Here is a 13,378-nt window from a genome sequence, read left to right on the forward strand (position 1 = left end):
GCTGTTGTTCCGCCCTTATGGCTGAGCTTGTGCGTTTTGCCACACTCCGGCCTCATTTTTTATTTTGCGGCCGCCGGATTAACGATCCGACCCTCCCGGGAGGCTCTGTCGCGGCCGATGCCGGGCACGCGCCCACCGGATCGGGCGCGACCGAGAAGGCCGCCGTCGTGGCGGCATCGGCGAAGTCGACGAGGCTCAGCGCGTCGAGCATGCAGCCGAGGGCCTGCGGCTCTGGCGGGCGCGCGAGGGGCGCGCAGAGCCATCCGTCGAGCTGGAAAGCCGTGTCGCGCGTGACGAAGCCGGTGCAGGTCCGCTGCGCGGGGCCCGCGAAGGTCACCTCCAGGGTCTCGACCGCACCGAACTTCGTGCGGATCTGATCGGGGGCGCCGGTCCGGGCCACCGCCAGGGCCGGCCGGTCGAGGGCCGGACCGTTCGCGGCGCGCCGGGCCATGAGCACGAAGAGCGTCCGCGGTGCGCCCGAGCGGGGCCCGCGGGTGAGCTGGACCCGCAGGGCCGGCGCCTCGATCGCCGCGACGTCGCCCCGGATGAGGGTGTCCTCGCGCAGCCCGGTCCGCGGATCGACGCGGGCGGACACGCGCACCGGATCGAGCCCGGGTTCCGCGAGCCCGAACTGGGCGACCGAGGCCGCGGGCGGTGCCGGCGAGGCCTGAACCGACGGGACGAAGGCGGTCTCCGCGGCCGGCGGCGGCGCGGGCGCGGAGGTCGAGGTCTCGCCGGGCCAGCGGGGGAGGCCCCACAGGAGGGCAATCGCCGCCGCGGCGAGGGCAATGCGCAGGCCGAGAGATCCCGGGGAGACCGGGGCGTATGGCGCGCGCGCGGCCCGGCCGCCCGGCACGCCGAGCCCGATCCGATCGACGAGGGGCGCTGTTCCGGTCAGGGGCGTGCTCCGTGGCGGCGGGAGGCCGCGGGGTGGACGCCAGCGTCGCGCCGAAGGATTGAATTCCCTCTGCCGGCCCGAGGCCGTCACCGGGTTTCCGGAGGCAGGGTGAATCGAGTGTTGCGCCGTCGGCGGCCTTGACAGCGCGCGCCCTTGCGCGCCTTGCTCGACCCGGCCGTCGCCCCCACCTCCGCGGAGGACGGGGTCTGCGGCCGCGCCCGTTTGGCGGGCGCGTCCGGCACGAACGATCCTTCGGCCGATTGTACTGGCACAGGCGCGGCACCCGGATCGGTCGGGGTTTTCCGCGCGGAGACGAGAGATGGGTTACAAGGTCGCCGTCGTCGGCGCCACGGGCAACGTGGGCCGCGAGATGCTCGATATCCTGGTCGAGCGGGCTTTCCCCGCCGACGAGGTCGTGGCGCTGGCCTCGCGCCGCAGCCAGGGTCAGGAAGTCTCCTACGGCGACAAGACGCTCAAGGTCAAAACGCTGGACACTTACGACTTCTCCGACACCGACATCTGCCTGATGTCGGCCGGCGGCGAGGCGTCGAAGGAGTGGTCGCCCCGCATCGGCCAGCAGGGCTGCGTGGTCATCGATAACTCGTCGGCGTTCCGCTACGACGCCGACGTGCCGCTGATCGTGCCCGAGGTGAACGCCGACGCGGTGGTGGGCTTCACCAAGCGCAACATCATCGCCAACCCGAACTGCTCGACCGCCCAGCTGGTCGTCGCGCTCAAGCCCCTCCACGAGGCGGCCACGATCAAGCGCGTCGTCGTGTCGACCTACCAGTCGGTCTCCGGCGCCGGCAAGGAGGCGATGGACGAGCTGTTCAACCAGACCCGCGCCGTGTTCACCGCCGGCGAGATCAAGCAGGGCGGCAAGTTCACGAAGCGCATCGCCTTCAACGTCATCCCCCACATCGACGTGTTCATGGAGGATGGCTACACGAAGGAAGAGTGGAAGATGGTCGCCGAGACCAAGAAGATGCTCGACCCGAAGATCAAGCTGACGGCGACCGCCGTCCGCGTGCCGGTCTTCATCGGTCACGCGGAATCGGTGAACGTCGAGTTCGAGCAGCCGCTCACGGCCGAGAAGGCGACCGAGATCCTGCGCGCCGCCCCCGGCGTGCTGGTGATCGATAAGCGCGAGAACGGCGGTTACATGACCCCCCACGAGGCGGCCGGCGAGGACGCGACCTACATCTCGCGCATCCGCGAGGACGCGACGGTGGAGAACGGCCTGAACTTCTGGTGTGTCTCGGACAACCTGCGCAAGGGCGCGGCCCTCAACGCGATCCAGATCGCCGAGGTGCTCGTCAATCGCAAGCTGCTGAACCGCGCCAAGCGCGCCGCCTGAGACTGTTTCCTCTCCCGCGGGGGGAGGGGGCTCTGTCCGACCGATCCTCGGGACACGGTCCCGAGGATCGGTCACGCGTCCGTCCCGGCTCGGGATCGTGACGCGGATCGGTCGCGCGGAGCTTCCGTCCGCGGCGTGTCCGCACTGCGTGCTCGGTCCGGCTCTTCATCGCCGAGAGGCTTCGCGGCAGCCCCTTGAGCGCCGCGACCATCCCGGTCATCGACGGCCCGAAGCGGGCCGAGGGGCGGTTCACCGACGCCCGATCGCTGTTACCGACCGTCGCCTCGTCGAACACCGTTGTGCGGCTCCGTCGGATGCCGCAGGCGCGGACCGGGCGGCCTTCTCGCCGCCCGGTCCGGCTACGCCATGCCGAGGGCCTGCATGTAGAGCTCGAGGATCGCCTCCTGCTCCTGGCGCTCGCTGTGGTCCTGCTTGCGGATGCGCAGGATCGTGCGGACGGCCTTGGCGTCGAAGCCCCGACCCTTCAGCTCGGCGAACACCTCCTTGATGTCGCCCATGATGCCGGCCTTCTCCTCCTCGAGGCGCTCCAGGCGCTCGATGAACTGCTTCAGCTCGTCGGCGGCCACACCCTCGGCCGACGAGACGTCGCCGCCGGGCCGCTGCGCGGCGGTGGGCATCGAATGGGCGTTCATGGGGCTCTCCCGAATGCACGGCGCAATTGCGCCCTGGACCCGTGGTTAACGGGCGCGCCTTACCGGAAGCTTAGCCGATTCGCCGCCGTCCGGCCGCCGCATCAATGGTCCTTGGCCTGCGCAGCCGAGAAGCCCGCCTGCTGCTCCGCACTCGCCTCCGTCTGGAAGCGCGCCTTCCACTCGGCGTAGGGCATCCCGTAGACCGCCTCGCGGCTCTCGTCCTTGGTCAGCGCGACGCCCGTCTCGTCGGCGGCGTCCTTCAGCCAGTTCGACAGGCAGTTCCGGCAGAAGCCCGCCAGGTTCATCAGGTCGATGTTCTGCACATCCGTCCGGTTGCGCAGATGCGCGACGAGGCGGCGGAAGACCGCGGCCTCGAGTTCCGTCTGGGTCCTGGGATCGATCTCGCTCATCGGTCGCAACTCTCTTCGGGTCGGGCGGGCCACACCCGATTTCGGGGCCGGCCCGGCGGAGATCAAGCCGCGAGCAGCGGGCGCAGCACGCGGGCGAAGCGCGCCGCCCACTCCGCTTGGCCGTCCGCGCCGGCGATCAGGTCCTGGCGGATCTCCACCAGGGCGTTCGCGAGGCCGCGCGCGGTGGCGTGGCGGTCGATCGTGTCGCCCGGCAGGCCGCCGCCGTAGGGCGCGTTGTCGCCGACGGTGAGCCCGGCCGGATCGGCCTCCAGCGCGCGGATCAGCGGGCGGGCGAAGCGGTCGTCCCGGTCGTATAGGATCCCGACCTGCCAGGGCCGCGCGATTCCGCGCCAGTAGGGCGTGAAGCTGTGCATGGTCAGGAGCACAGGCGGCCGGCCCGCAGCCTGGGCGGCGGCGATCGCGTCGTCGATGGCCGCGTCGAACGGCGCGTAGAACCGCGCGATCCGGGCCTGCTTCCCGGCCTCGTCGATCCGGGCATTGCCCGGCACGACGGCGCCGTCGGACAGGCGCATCACCAGGGTCGGATCGGCGCGCCCGCGATTCGGATCGATGATGAGGCGGGAGAAGTTCGTCAGGATCGCCGGGGCGCCGAGCTGCGCCGCGAGGCTCCGCGTCACCGCCGCCGCGCCGATGTCGTAGGCGATGTGCCGGGCGTATTCCGACGCGGGCACGCCGAGCGCGATGTCCGGCGGCACGAAGTTCGAGGCGTGGTCGCAGGCGATGACGAGGCCGCAGGCGGGGTCGCCGGGAATGATCTCGCAGGGATGCGCGGGCGGGACGGCCGATTCTGTCTCCGGACGGGTCACGGGGCTCCGAGGTCTTCAGAGAGGTCTTCAGATCTGTGCGAGGGCACCGATGGCGCTTGCCGTCGCGCGGCCGCTCGGGCAGATCACCTATCAAGGATCGTGCGCTCACGGCAAGAAACGGGCCCGCCGCCCAGGGAAGAAACGGGCGGGGATCGCGCGACACAATGGAGAGAGGAGCCCGTTCGACGCCATGACCGACACCGTTCCGCCCGTCACCGACGCGGCCACCCGGGACCAGCGCGCGCTCCTCGATTCGATCCTCACGGCCGCGATCCGCGCCGCCCATCCGGATCTCTGCCTGCCGCCGCACCTGCCGGAGCCGAGCCCGGGCCGCCTGATCATCCTGGCCGCCGGCAAGGCCGCGGGCAGCATGAGCGCCGTGGCGAGCCGCTTCTACCGGCAGAAGCACGGGCTCGGTGACGACCGGATCGTCGGCCTCGCGGTGGCGCGGCACGGCTACGGGCAGGAGGCGCCGGGGATCCACATGGTCGAGGCGGGCCACCCGGTCCCCGATGAGGCCGGCATCTCGGCGACCCGCGAAGCGCTGCGGCTCGCCACCGAGGCCGGGCCCGACGACGAGGTCCTGGTGCTGCTCTCGGGCGGCGGCTCGGCCAACTGGATCGCCCCCGCCGGCGACCTGACGCTGATCGAGAAGCAGGCGATCACCCGGGCGATGCTCCGCTCCGGCGCGCCGATCGGCGAGATCAACACGGTGCGCAAGCACATCTCGCGGATCAAGGGCGGCCGCCTGGCCCTCGCGGCCCGCAATGCCCGGCGCGTCCTGACGCTGGCGATCTCCGACGTGCCCTTCGACGATCCGGCGGTGATCGCCTCCGGGCCGACCGTGCCCGATCCGTCGACCCTGGCCGATGCCCGGGCCATCTGCGAGAAGCGCGGCATCCCGCTGCCCGAGGAGGCGGTGCGCCTTCTGAACGACCCCAACAACGAGACGCCGAAGGCCGGTGATCCCGGCTTCGCCCGCGCCGAGTACCGCATCATCGCCCGGCCGATCGACGCCCTGAACGCCGCCGCCGAGGCGGCCCGCGCGGCCGGCTACGAGCCGATCCTCCTGGGCGCCGACCTGGAGGGCGAGGCCCGCGAGGTCGCGGCCGAGCACGCGGCCGAGGCCAAGCGCCACAAGGCGGCCGGCAAGCGCGTCGCGCTGATCTCCGGCGGCGAACTCACCGTCACCATCCGCGGCGAGGGCCATGGCGGCCCGAACCAGGAATACGCCCTGGCGCTGGCGGTCGCGCTCGACGGCGAGCCCGGCATCTTCGGCATCAGCGCCGACACCGACGGGACCGACGGCGGGCGGGGCCTCGCCACCGACCCGGCGGGCGGCCTCGTCGACCCCACGACTCTCGAACGGGCCCGGGCCGCCGGCCTCGACCCGGCCGCGATGCTGGAGCAGAACGACTCCACCGCCTTCTTCGCGGCCCTCGGCGACCTCGTGAACCCCGGTCCGACCTGTACCAATGTCAACGACTGCCGCATCATCCTCGTCAATTAGCTCTCGCGTCTCGGCGGCTCAGCTCCTCCCGGCAGTCACGGTCTTCGGCCTCGCGCTCCTCGGCGCGAGCCCCGCCAGGGCGGACCTGCGCCTGTGCAACCAGACCGCCAGCAAGGTCGGGATCTCGCTGGGCTACCGCGATCCCCAGGGCTGGGTGACGGAGGGCTGGTGGGATCTGGCGCCGAAGGCCTGCGAGACGCTGCTCAAGGGCGCGCTGGCGGCGCGGTTCTACTACGTCTTCGCGGTCGACTACACGCGCGGCGGCGAGTGGAGCGGCCGTTCGCTGATGTGCACCCGCGATTCGGAGTTCACGATTCGCGGCATCGAGGACTGTCTCGCCCGCGGCTACGACCGCAACGGCTTCTTCGAAGTCGACACCGGCGAGCAGAAGAGCTGGACCATCCAGCTCACGGATCCGAACCGGCCGGACGCGCCGGCGAAACCGTAATGTGAAGGCGGCGGCCGAGACTGCGGTCTTGACGCTGTCCGGCCCGGGATGCTCACAGCCGATCTGCGCTCCCTGAGCCAGATCTTTCAACCGCCGGCGCTCGACGCCGCGCGGCAACGAGAACACGGAGGAAATACGCTTGAAACGGTCCCGCCGCACGAAGATCGTCGCCACCCTCGGTCCGGCCTCCGATTCGCCGGAGATGATCGAGCGGCTGTTCCGCGCGGGCGTCGACGTATTCCGGCTCAATATGAGCCACCTCCCGCGCGAGAAGCTGCCCGAGAAGGTGGAGGCGATCCGCACCATCGAGCGCGAGGCCAAGCGGCCGATCGGCATCCTGGTCGACCTGCAGGGACCCAAGCTGCGGCTCGGCACCTTCGCGGAGGGCGCCGCGATGATCGAGGCCGGTGCCACCTTCGTGCTCGACGGCGACCCGACCCCCGGCGACGCCGCGCGCTGCCACCTGCCGCATCCGGAGATCCTCGAGGCGCTGGAGCCGGGCCACGCCATCCTGGTCGACGACGGCAAGCTGCGGCTGACCGTGCTCGAGACGGCGCACAACCGGGCCGTGACCCGCGTCGAGGTCGGCGGCCGGATCTCGAACCGGAAGGGCGTGTCCCTGCCGCACACCGTGATCCCGGTGCCGGCGATGACCGACAAGGACCGGGCCGACCTCGATGCCGGCCTGAACGCCGGCGCCGACTGGATCGCCGTATCGTTCGTCCAGCGGCCCGAGGACGTGGCCGAGGTGAAGAAGGTCTGCGCCGGCCGCGCCCTAGTGATGGCCAAGATCGAGAAGCCGCAGGCGCTGGCGCGCCTCGACGAGATCATCGAGATCTCCGACGGGCTGATGGTCGCCCGCGGCGACCTCGGCGTGGAGATGCCCCTGGAGCAGGTGCCGGGCGTGCAGAAGCGCATCACCCGCGGCGCCCGACGCTACGGCAAGCCGGTGGTCGTCGCCACCCAGATGCTCGAATCGATGATCACCGCGCCGGTGCCGACCCGGGCCGAGGTCTCCGACGTCGCCACGGCGGTCTACGAAGGGGCGGACGCCGTGATGCTCTCCGCGGAGAGCGCCTCGGGCGCCCACCCGATCGGGGCCGTGGAGACCATGAACCGCATCGCCGAGCAGGTGGAGCGGGACGCGATCTACTGGTCGATCATCCGGGCGCAGAGCGCGACTCCCGACGAGACGGCCGCCGACGCCATCGCGGCGGCGGCGCACCAGATGGTCGACGCGCTGAGCCTCGACGCGATCATGGCCTGGACCAATTCCGGCTCGACGGCCCTGCGCCTGTCGCGCGAGCGCCCGAACGCCACCGTGATCGCGCTGACGCCGCGGCGCGAGACCGCCCGCCGCCTCGCCCTGGCCTGGGGCACGCACCCGATCGTCACCAAGGACGCGAGCGACGTGGACGACATGTCGTTCCGCGCCGCCAAGTTCGCGGTGCGCGAGAAGTTCGCCGCCGTGGGGGACCGGGTGATCGTCGTGGCCGGCCTGCCGTTCGGCACGCCGGGCGCCACCAACCTCGTGCGGCTGACCTTCATCACCCGCGAGCACGCCGAGAAGGCGTGACCGCACCCGGATAGGAGAGCGGGACCGGCCGGCGCGTCAGTGCGCGACGGCCGGCTCCGGACCGGCCGCGCCCGTCGCGCCGGCGAGTCGGGCCACCTCCTCGGTGACCCGATCGGCGGCGACGTACTGGAGCATGTGGCCGATGCCCGGCAGCAGCACCAGCCGTGCGCCGGGGATCGCGCGGGCCAGCGGCACCGCCTGCGTGTCGGCGCGGACGATCGGGTCCGCCTCGCCGGAGATCACCAGGGTGGGCACGCGGATCGCGCCGTAGCGCGGGCTCTGCGCCGCGAGGGCGCGCGGCAGGCCGAGCAGGTCCTGGACGTTGGCGAGGAGCGTTCCGGGCCGCAGGACCAGGTCCGACCGCGCCAAGTCCGGGTAATCCGCCCGCGGCGGTTGCGGCTGGAAGACCCGGCGCGCCGCCTCGGGCAGGAAGTGTCTTGCGATGGGCGGCCCGACCGTCCGGCTGAGCAGCCACGCCACCGGCGGGGTCACGGCGAGCCGCCAGTACCACGGCAGATCGGGAATCCGGTCCGGCATGGGCATCGCCACCGGCGCCGCGAGGGCGAGGGCAGAGACCCTGTCCGGGTGGCCCAGGGCGAGGGCCAGGGCGAGGGCGCCGGCCCAGGAATGGCCGAAGACGAGCGCCGGGCCGACACCCATCCGTTCCAGCGCCTCGGCGATCAGGGCGGCCTGCGCCGCGGGGGGCGCGGTGTCGCCGCCGCCGATCCGGTCGCTCCAGCCGAAGCCCGGCCGGTCGAAGGCGATGACCCGGAAACCCCGCGCCGCGAGCCGGCGGCCGATCCCCTCCATGGGATCCGACGCGTTGGCCGAGGCGCCGTGCAGGAGCACGACGGGCGGCCCGTCGGCCGGTCCGTCCTGCAGGGTCGCGAGCCGGCCGCCGGTCACCGCCACGAACGGGCCGGCCGGCGGGTTGGCTGCGCCGACCCGCAGGGTAATGAACAGCGTCGCCAGCGCGCCGGCCGCGAGGACGAGCCCGGCGAGGGCAAGGGGCAGGGCCAGGAGGGTGAGGAGGACGGCGGTCACCCGGCTCACAGGTCGCGGCCGTCGACCTCCGGAGTGAGACGGTTGATCGCCTCGCCGATCTTCTCCATCTGCGGGTAGAGCGACCGCGCCCGCCGGAAGGCGGCGAGCGCCCGCGCCTTGTCGTCGAGCGATTCGTAGATCCGGCCCATCGCGGCCCAGGCCTCGAAGTGGCGCGGCTCCAGCACCAGGGCCCGCTGCAGGTCCGCCAAGGCGTCGTCCTTGTCGGACAGGAGCCAGAACACCGTCGCGCGCCGGTTCCAGCCCTCCGACCAGTTCGGCTCGAGGGCGGTGACGCGGTCCATCAACTCGGCCGCCAGGGGGAAGTCGTGTGCGGTGACCGCCTGACGGGCGCGGTCGGTGAGGAGGTCGGCGGTCGGGCTGCCTGACCCGGCCATGCGCCGCTCGATCAGCCGGGCGATGCCCTTGGCCTCGGCCGGGTCCTCGCTGGCGCGCAGGCGGGCGAACAGGTCGTCGAGGCTCGGCGGCTTGGGCGCCGGCTTCCCCTCGGGGGCGGCGCGGCCGGAACGCCCGACCTCCGGGGCCGCCCGCGCCGCCGGGATGTCCAGGGCGAGGGCCGACAGGCAGACCAGGGCGGCGAGGAGGCGGGTCGGCGTCATGCGGCCAGACTGTGCGCCGGCCCGGGATCCGTCAACGTGCCGCGGTGCCGCGCGCATGCGGAAACGGCCGCGCCCCTTCGGGTACGGCCGTCCCAACGTCGATCGTCGTCCGACCCGGCCTGACCGGGCGGAGCGGCCTCAGCCCTGGCGGGCCTTGAAGCGCTTCTGGGTCTTGTTGATCACGTAGACCCGGCCCTTGCGGCGCACGAGCTGGTTGTCGCGGTGGCGGCCACGCAGGGACTTGAGGGAGTTGCGGATCTTCATGGGTCTCTCGAGCCCGGAGGGCCGTCCGTTGTGTAGGGTGTCGGGAACGTGGTCACGAGGCTGGACGCGGGGTCGCGTCCGGCGATCACGGCTCACGCATCGCGGGATGGCGCGGCCATATCAGGATTCGCCCCCGGAAGGCAAGGCGCGACAGGCATCGAGCGGAGGGGGGCGGCTCAGTGAACCCTGTCGAGATCCGGCACCGCCGGTGCCAGCACGAGCTGCCGGCCGATCTCGTGGAGCAGCACGTCGAGCAGCGGCTTCAGGCGCTCGAACCCCGGCTGGGGCAGGCCGTCCTCGGCGGCGTTGTAGAGGGCCAAAGCCATTTCGGCGACCCGGTCGATGCCGCCGGCCGCCACGTCGGTCGCGCAGAAGGCGGATTCGTCGAGGAAGCCGTCGCGGCCGCACTCGGTCACGTCGATGACGACCCCGTGGGCCTCGCTGACGCCGCCCTGCGCGTCGAGGATGAAGCGGCCGCGCGCGAGGATCCACCGGACCTCGCCCGGCTCCGGGACGGTCCGGTACTGCGCGATGTACAGGCCGCCCTGCCGGCGGAGGTCATCGAGGGTCGACGCGATCCGACGCTGATCCTCCGGGTGGATGCGGTCCAGGAAGCTTCCGAAGGTCGTGCCGCTGCCGCTTCTCGTCCTGGGCAGGCCCAGCATCGTCGCGGCGACGGGGTCGCACCGCAGAACATCGTCGGCGATGTGCCAGGTCCAAGTCCCGACATCCGACACAGCGAGCGCGCGCGCCACACTGCTGCCGCCCCGCCGCTTCGTGCGCACGCCGACGCCCACAGGCTCGATCTCCAGCCATTTTCAGGCGGTCTGCCCAGACCGCTTCGTTGGTCGACACAATACTGAGATCACGAATGCGGCACAACGCGCGAGTTCTGCAGGGCTGAGCTGTATCGCACCGGTATCGGCCGGATCAGGGACGATGGTAAACGCCGGTCAATATCCCCTTCGCGAGGACCTGATTGCGCATGGCCTCGATCAGCGCGCCGCGGCCCGGCGCCTCGGCGAGGGCGAGGGGCTGCCGCAGCGCGTAGATCTGGAAGAGGTACGGGTGAGGCCCGTGGCCGGTGGGCGGGTCCGGCGGCAGCCACTCCGCGCGCAGGAAGCTGTTCCGGCCCACGGCCGCCACGGTGCCCGCGTGGCCGGGCCCCGGCAGCGCGCCCTCCGGCAGGCCGGCGGGCTCCGGCGGGACCGACCAGGCGATGAGATGGACCAGCGGCCGGGGCGTCGGGCTGCCCGCATCCTCCACGAGGAGGACGAGGGCGGCGGTGCCCGCCGGCAGCCCGCTCCAGGCGAGGGGCGGCGACACGCCCGCGCCGTCGGCGAAGGCCGGGCTCGACAGCGTCACGGTCTCGGGCACGTCGGGGAAGTCCGCGCGGGACGTCGTCTTCTCCAGGCCCGCCTTCAGCCCCGACAGCGCCTCGCCGAGCACACCGGGAATATTCTCGAGCATCGCCGCGTCCTCCGCCGCGATGGCAACGGCGGAGGACGCGACCCGTTCACGCCGACCGCTCGGCCGCGACCATGTAGTTCACCGCCTTGTCGCGGCTGGTGCGCCACCCGTCCGTCAGCGGGTTGTAGACGACGCCGACCGTGTCGGTGACGTCGAGGCCGCCGGCCCGGATCGCGCGGGCGAGCTCGTCCGGCGTCACGAACTTCTCCCAGTCGTGCGTGCCGCGCGGCAGCCAGCCGAGCACGTACTCGGCCCCGACGATGGCGAGCGCGAAGGAGCGCAGCGTGCGGTTGAGGGTGGCTCCGAACAGCATTCCGCCGGGCTTCACCGCCGCGCAGGCGGTCCGCACGAAGGCCGGCATGTCGGAGACGTGCTCGACGACCTCCATGATCAGCACCGCGTCGAAGGTCTCGCCGCCGGCGACCACCGCCTCGATGGTCTGTCCGCGGTAATCCACCGGCACCCCGGCCGACTCGGCGTGGGCCCGGGCCACCGCGACGTTCTGCTCGGCCGGGTCGAGGCCGGTCACCCGGGCGCCGAGCCGGGCCAGCGGCTCCGAGAGGACGCCGCCGCCGCAGCCGACGTCGCAGATCGTCAGCCCGTCGAGGGGGAAGGGGGCCTTCGGATCGCGACCGAACCGCCGGCAGAGGGCGTCGCGGATGTAGGCGAGCCGCACCGGGTTGAACCGGTGCAGGACCCGCATCGGACCGGTCTCGTCCCACCACGTGGCGGCGAGCGCGTCGAAGCGCGCGACCTCGCCGCGGTCGACGAACCCTTCCGTGACCCGGTCCGTGGCTGACCTGTCCATGCGTGTTCCGTCCTCATGCCGGCGGGTGGGATCCGCCGCGCGGCGTCGTGGCCGCGTCGTGCCCGCGCTCTAGCACGGCGATCGCCCGGAAGTCGCCGCGGCGCGCGGGCGCCATGCTTGGCCGGTTGTTGACACTCCTACGAGCCGCTTGTACCCGCCGGGCACCGTCCGGACGGGGCTGCAGCGGCCCGTCCAATCGCCACCGGGAACCCGCGACCGAGAGACCATGCCCCGTCTGGTGATGAAATTCGGCGGCACCTCCGTCGCCAACGTCGACCGCATCCGCAACGTGGCGCGCCACGTCGCCCGCGAGGTGGCGGCCGGTTACGACGTCGCCGTGATCGTGTCCGCCATGTCGGGCAAGACCAACGAACTGGTCGACTGGGTCAAGGACGCGAACCCGATTTACGATCCGCGCGAGTACGACGCCGTCGTGGCGTCCGGCGAGCTCGTCACCGCCGGCCTCCTGGCGATCGCCCTGCAGAAGGACGGGCTCAAGGCCCGTTCCTGGCAGGGCTGGCAGATCCCGGTCGTGACGTCGGACGCGCACGGCTCGGCCCGCATCGCCGACATCGACCCGAAGAATCTCGAGGCGGGCTTCGCCAAGGGCGAGGTCGCGGTCATCGCCGGCTTCCAGGGCGTCCACGACGAGACCGGCCGGGTGACGACGCTCGGCCGCGGCGGCTCCGACACCTCCGCGGTGGCCGTGGCGGCCGCGATCGGGGCCGAGCGCTGCGACATCTACACGGACGTCGACGGCGTCTACACCACCGATCCGCGCATCGTCCCGAAGGCCCGTCGCATGGAGCGGGTCACCTTCGAGGAGATGCTGGAGATGGCCTCGCTGGGCGCCAAGGTGCTGCAGGTCCGCTCGGTGGAGCTCGCCATGGTCCACCGGGTGCCGACCACGGTCCGGTCCTCCTTCGATCCGCCGGACGCCGCGCGCCCGGGCACCCTCATCTGCGACGAGGACGACATCGTGGAACAGCAGATCATCACCGGGATCGCCTTCTCCCGGGACGAGGCGCAGATCACCCTGCGCAAGGTCAAGGACAGCCCGGGCGTCGCCGCCGCGATCTTCGGGCCGCTGGCGGATGCCAACATCAACGTGGACATGATCATCCAGACCGTGTCGGGCGACCAGTCGACCACCGACATGACCTTCACGGTGCCGTCCGCCGAGTACGAGCGTGCCCGGAAGATCCTCGACGAGGCCCGCGCGCAGATCGGCTACGCGCAGATCGAGGGCGCCACCGACGTGGTGAAGGTGTCGGCGATCGGCGTCGGCATGCGCAGCCACGCGGGCGTCGCCGCCAAGGCCTTCCGGGCGCTCGCCGAGAAGGGCATCAACATCCGCGCGATCACCACCTCGGAGATCAAGTTCTCCGTGCTGATCGACGCCGCCTATACGGAGCTTGCCGTGCGCACGCTTCACTCGCTATACGGCCTGGATCAGGCCTGAGCCTGGGACGCGGGTTCGAGCGGGGCGCGTGGTG

At 72.1% G+C, this 13,378-nt stretch carries 15 protein-coding genes; 5 read left to right on the forward strand and 10 right to left on the reverse strand.

Annotated elements, in window-relative coordinates; genetic code table 11:
- Positions 1 to 52 precede the first annotated feature (52 nt).
- A complete protein-coding gene (locus BMY19_RS04155; protein WP_100250935.1) occupies positions 53 to 856 on the reverse strand; it encodes a hypothetical protein in 804 nt (267 codons plus the stop codon).
- A gap of 361 nt (positions 857 to 1,217) precedes the next feature.
- On the opposite strand from BMY19_RS04155, the gene BMY19_RS04160 reads away from it, so the two are divergent.
- Entirely contained in the window at positions 1,218 to 2,255 is a 1,038-nt protein-coding gene (locus tag BMY19_RS04160; RefSeq protein ID WP_100250936.1) for an aspartate-semialdehyde dehydrogenase, read from the forward strand.
- A 359-nt stretch (positions 2,256 to 2,614) separates the two neighbouring features.
- Here the strand turns inward: BMY19_RS04160 and BMY19_RS04165 are convergent, their stop codons facing one another.
- From BMY19_RS04165 to BMY19_RS04175, 3 genes are all read right to left on the reverse strand, one after another.
- Positions 2,615 to 2,893, reverse strand: coding sequence for a DUF2312 domain-containing protein (locus BMY19_RS04165; RefSeq protein ID WP_026604676.1), 279 nt, complete (start codon positions 2,891 to 2,893; stop codon positions 2,615 to 2,617).
- Positions 2,894 to 3,009: 116 nt separating this feature from the next.
- On the reverse strand, positions 3,010 to 3,318 hold the full coding sequence (locus tag BMY19_RS04170; RefSeq protein WP_020091496.1) for a DUF1244 domain-containing protein: 309 nt from the start codon (positions 3,316 to 3,318) through the stop codon (positions 3,010 to 3,012).
- 62 nt (positions 3,319 to 3,380) lie between these two features.
- Positions 3,381 to 4,145 carry an N-formylglutamate amidohydrolase gene (locus BMY19_RS04175; protein WP_020091497.1) on the reverse strand — a complete coding sequence of 255 codons (765 nt, stop codon included), beginning with the start codon at positions 4,143 to 4,145 and terminating at the stop codon, positions 3,381 to 3,383.
- Positions 4,146 to 4,335: 190 nt separating this feature from the next.
- Here BMY19_RS04175 and BMY19_RS04180 point away from each other — a divergent pair, with 190 nt between their 5' ends.
- From BMY19_RS04180 to pyk, 3 genes are all read left to right on the forward strand, one after another.
- Positions 4,336 to 5,655: a glycerate kinase type-2 family protein gene (locus BMY19_RS04180; RefSeq protein WP_100250937.1), complete on the forward strand. Its 1,320-nt coding sequence runs from the start codon at positions 4,336 to 4,338 to the stop codon at positions 5,653 to 5,655.
- Entirely contained in the window at positions 5,621 to 6,103 is a 483-nt protein-coding gene (locus BMY19_RS04185) for a DUF1036 domain-containing protein (RefSeq protein WP_100250938.1), read from the forward strand. Before BMY19_RS04180 ends, BMY19_RS04185 begins: the two co-directional genes overlap by 35 nt.
- 139 nt (positions 6,104 to 6,242) lie before the next feature.
- On the forward strand, positions 6,243 to 7,679 hold the full coding sequence (gene pyk / locus BMY19_RS04190) for a pyruvate kinase (protein WP_056521857.1): 1,437 nt from the start codon (positions 6,243 to 6,245) through the stop codon (positions 7,677 to 7,679).
- A 36-nt stretch (positions 7,680 to 7,715) separates the two neighbouring features.
- Here pyk and BMY19_RS04195 read toward each other — a convergent pair whose 3' ends face one another.
- From BMY19_RS04195 to ubiG, 6 genes are all read right to left on the reverse strand, one after another.
- On the reverse strand, positions 7,716 to 8,732 hold the full coding sequence (locus BMY19_RS04195) for an alpha/beta fold hydrolase (protein ID WP_100250939.1): 1,017 nt from the start codon (positions 8,730 to 8,732) through the stop codon (positions 7,716 to 7,718).
- On the reverse strand, positions 8,729 to 9,340 hold the full coding sequence (locus BMY19_RS04200) for a tetratricopeptide repeat protein (protein WP_100250940.1): 612 nt from the start codon (positions 9,338 to 9,340) through the stop codon (positions 8,729 to 8,731). The genes BMY19_RS04195 and BMY19_RS04200 overlap by 4 nt, the downstream gene beginning before the upstream one ends.
- Before the next feature lie 138 nt (positions 9,341 to 9,478).
- Entirely contained in the window at positions 9,479 to 9,604 is a 126-nt protein-coding gene (gene ykgO, locus BMY19_RS04205) for a type B 50S ribosomal protein L36 (RefSeq protein WP_003601867.1), read from the reverse strand.
- 176 nt (positions 9,605 to 9,780) lie between these two features.
- Positions 9,781 to 10,359 (reverse strand): PAS domain-containing protein, encoded by a 579-nt coding sequence (locus BMY19_RS04210; RefSeq protein ID WP_244534827.1) that lies wholly within the window; start codon positions 10,357 to 10,359, stop codon positions 9,781 to 9,783.
- Between the two features lie 175 nt (positions 10,360 to 10,534).
- Positions 10,535 to 11,074, reverse strand: coding sequence for a YbhB/YbcL family Raf kinase inhibitor-like protein (locus BMY19_RS04215; RefSeq protein WP_100250942.1), 540 nt, complete (start codon positions 11,072 to 11,074; stop codon positions 10,535 to 10,537).
- 46 nt (positions 11,075 to 11,120) lie between these two features.
- A complete protein-coding gene (ubiG, locus tag BMY19_RS04220; RefSeq protein ID WP_100250943.1) occupies positions 11,121 to 11,882 on the reverse strand; it encodes a bifunctional 2-polyprenyl-6-hydroxyphenol methylase/3-demethylubiquinol 3-O-methyltransferase UbiG in 762 nt (253 codons plus the stop codon).
- Between the two features lie 226 nt (positions 11,883 to 12,108).
- Between ubiG and BMY19_RS04225 the strand changes: the two genes are divergently transcribed.
- Positions 12,109 to 13,344, forward strand: coding sequence for an aspartate kinase (locus BMY19_RS04225; protein ID WP_056521840.1), 1,236 nt, complete (start codon positions 12,109 to 12,111; stop codon positions 13,342 to 13,344).
- The last annotated feature ends 34 nt before the right edge of the window (positions 13,345 to 13,378 follow it).

This window comes from Methylobacterium sp. UNC300MFChir4.1 (assembly GCF_900110155.1).
Lineage (GTDB): Bacteria > Pseudomonadota > Alphaproteobacteria > Rhizobiales > Beijerinckiaceae > Methylobacterium.

Excerpts from the sequence above, each read along its gene's own strand:
- BMY19_RS04160 (WP_100250936.1), top strand. The coding sequence starts at position 1,218 with ATGGGTTACAAGGTCGCCGTCGTCGGCGCCACGGGCAACGTGGGCCGC.
- BMY19_RS04165 (WP_026604676.1), bottom strand. The coding sequence starts at position 2,893 with ATGCCCACCGCCGCGCAGCGGCCCGGCGGCGACGTCTCGTCGGCCGAG.
- BMY19_RS04170 (WP_020091496.1), bottom strand. The coding sequence starts at position 3,318 with ATGAGCGAGATCGATCCCAGGACCCAGACGGAACTCGAGGCCGCGGTC.
- BMY19_RS04180 (WP_100250937.1), top strand. The coding sequence starts at position 4,336 with ATGACCGACACCGTTCCGCCCGTCACCGACGCGGCCACCCGGGACCAG.
- BMY19_RS04185 (WP_100250938.1), top strand. The coding sequence starts at position 5,621 with ATGTCAACGACTGCCGCATCATCCTCGTCAATTAGCTCTCGCGTCTCG.
- BMY19_RS04200 (WP_100250940.1), bottom strand. The coding sequence starts at position 9,340 with ATGACGCCGACCCGCCTCCTCGCCGCCCTGGTCTGCCTGTCGGCCCTC.
- ykgO (WP_003601867.1), bottom strand. The coding sequence starts at position 9,604 with ATGAAGATCCGCAACTCCCTCAAGTCCCTGCGTGGCCGCCACCGCGAC.
- BMY19_RS04215 (WP_100250942.1), bottom strand. The coding sequence starts at position 11,074 with ATGCTCGAGAATATTCCCGGTGTGCTCGGCGAGGCGCTGTCGGGGCTG.
- ubiG (WP_100250943.1), bottom strand. The coding sequence starts at position 11,882 with ATGGACAGGTCAGCCACGGACCGGGTCACGGAAGGGTTCGTCGACCGC.
- BMY19_RS04225 (WP_056521840.1), top strand. The coding sequence starts at position 12,109 with ATGCCCCGTCTGGTGATGAAATTCGGCGGCACCTCCGTCGCCAACGTC.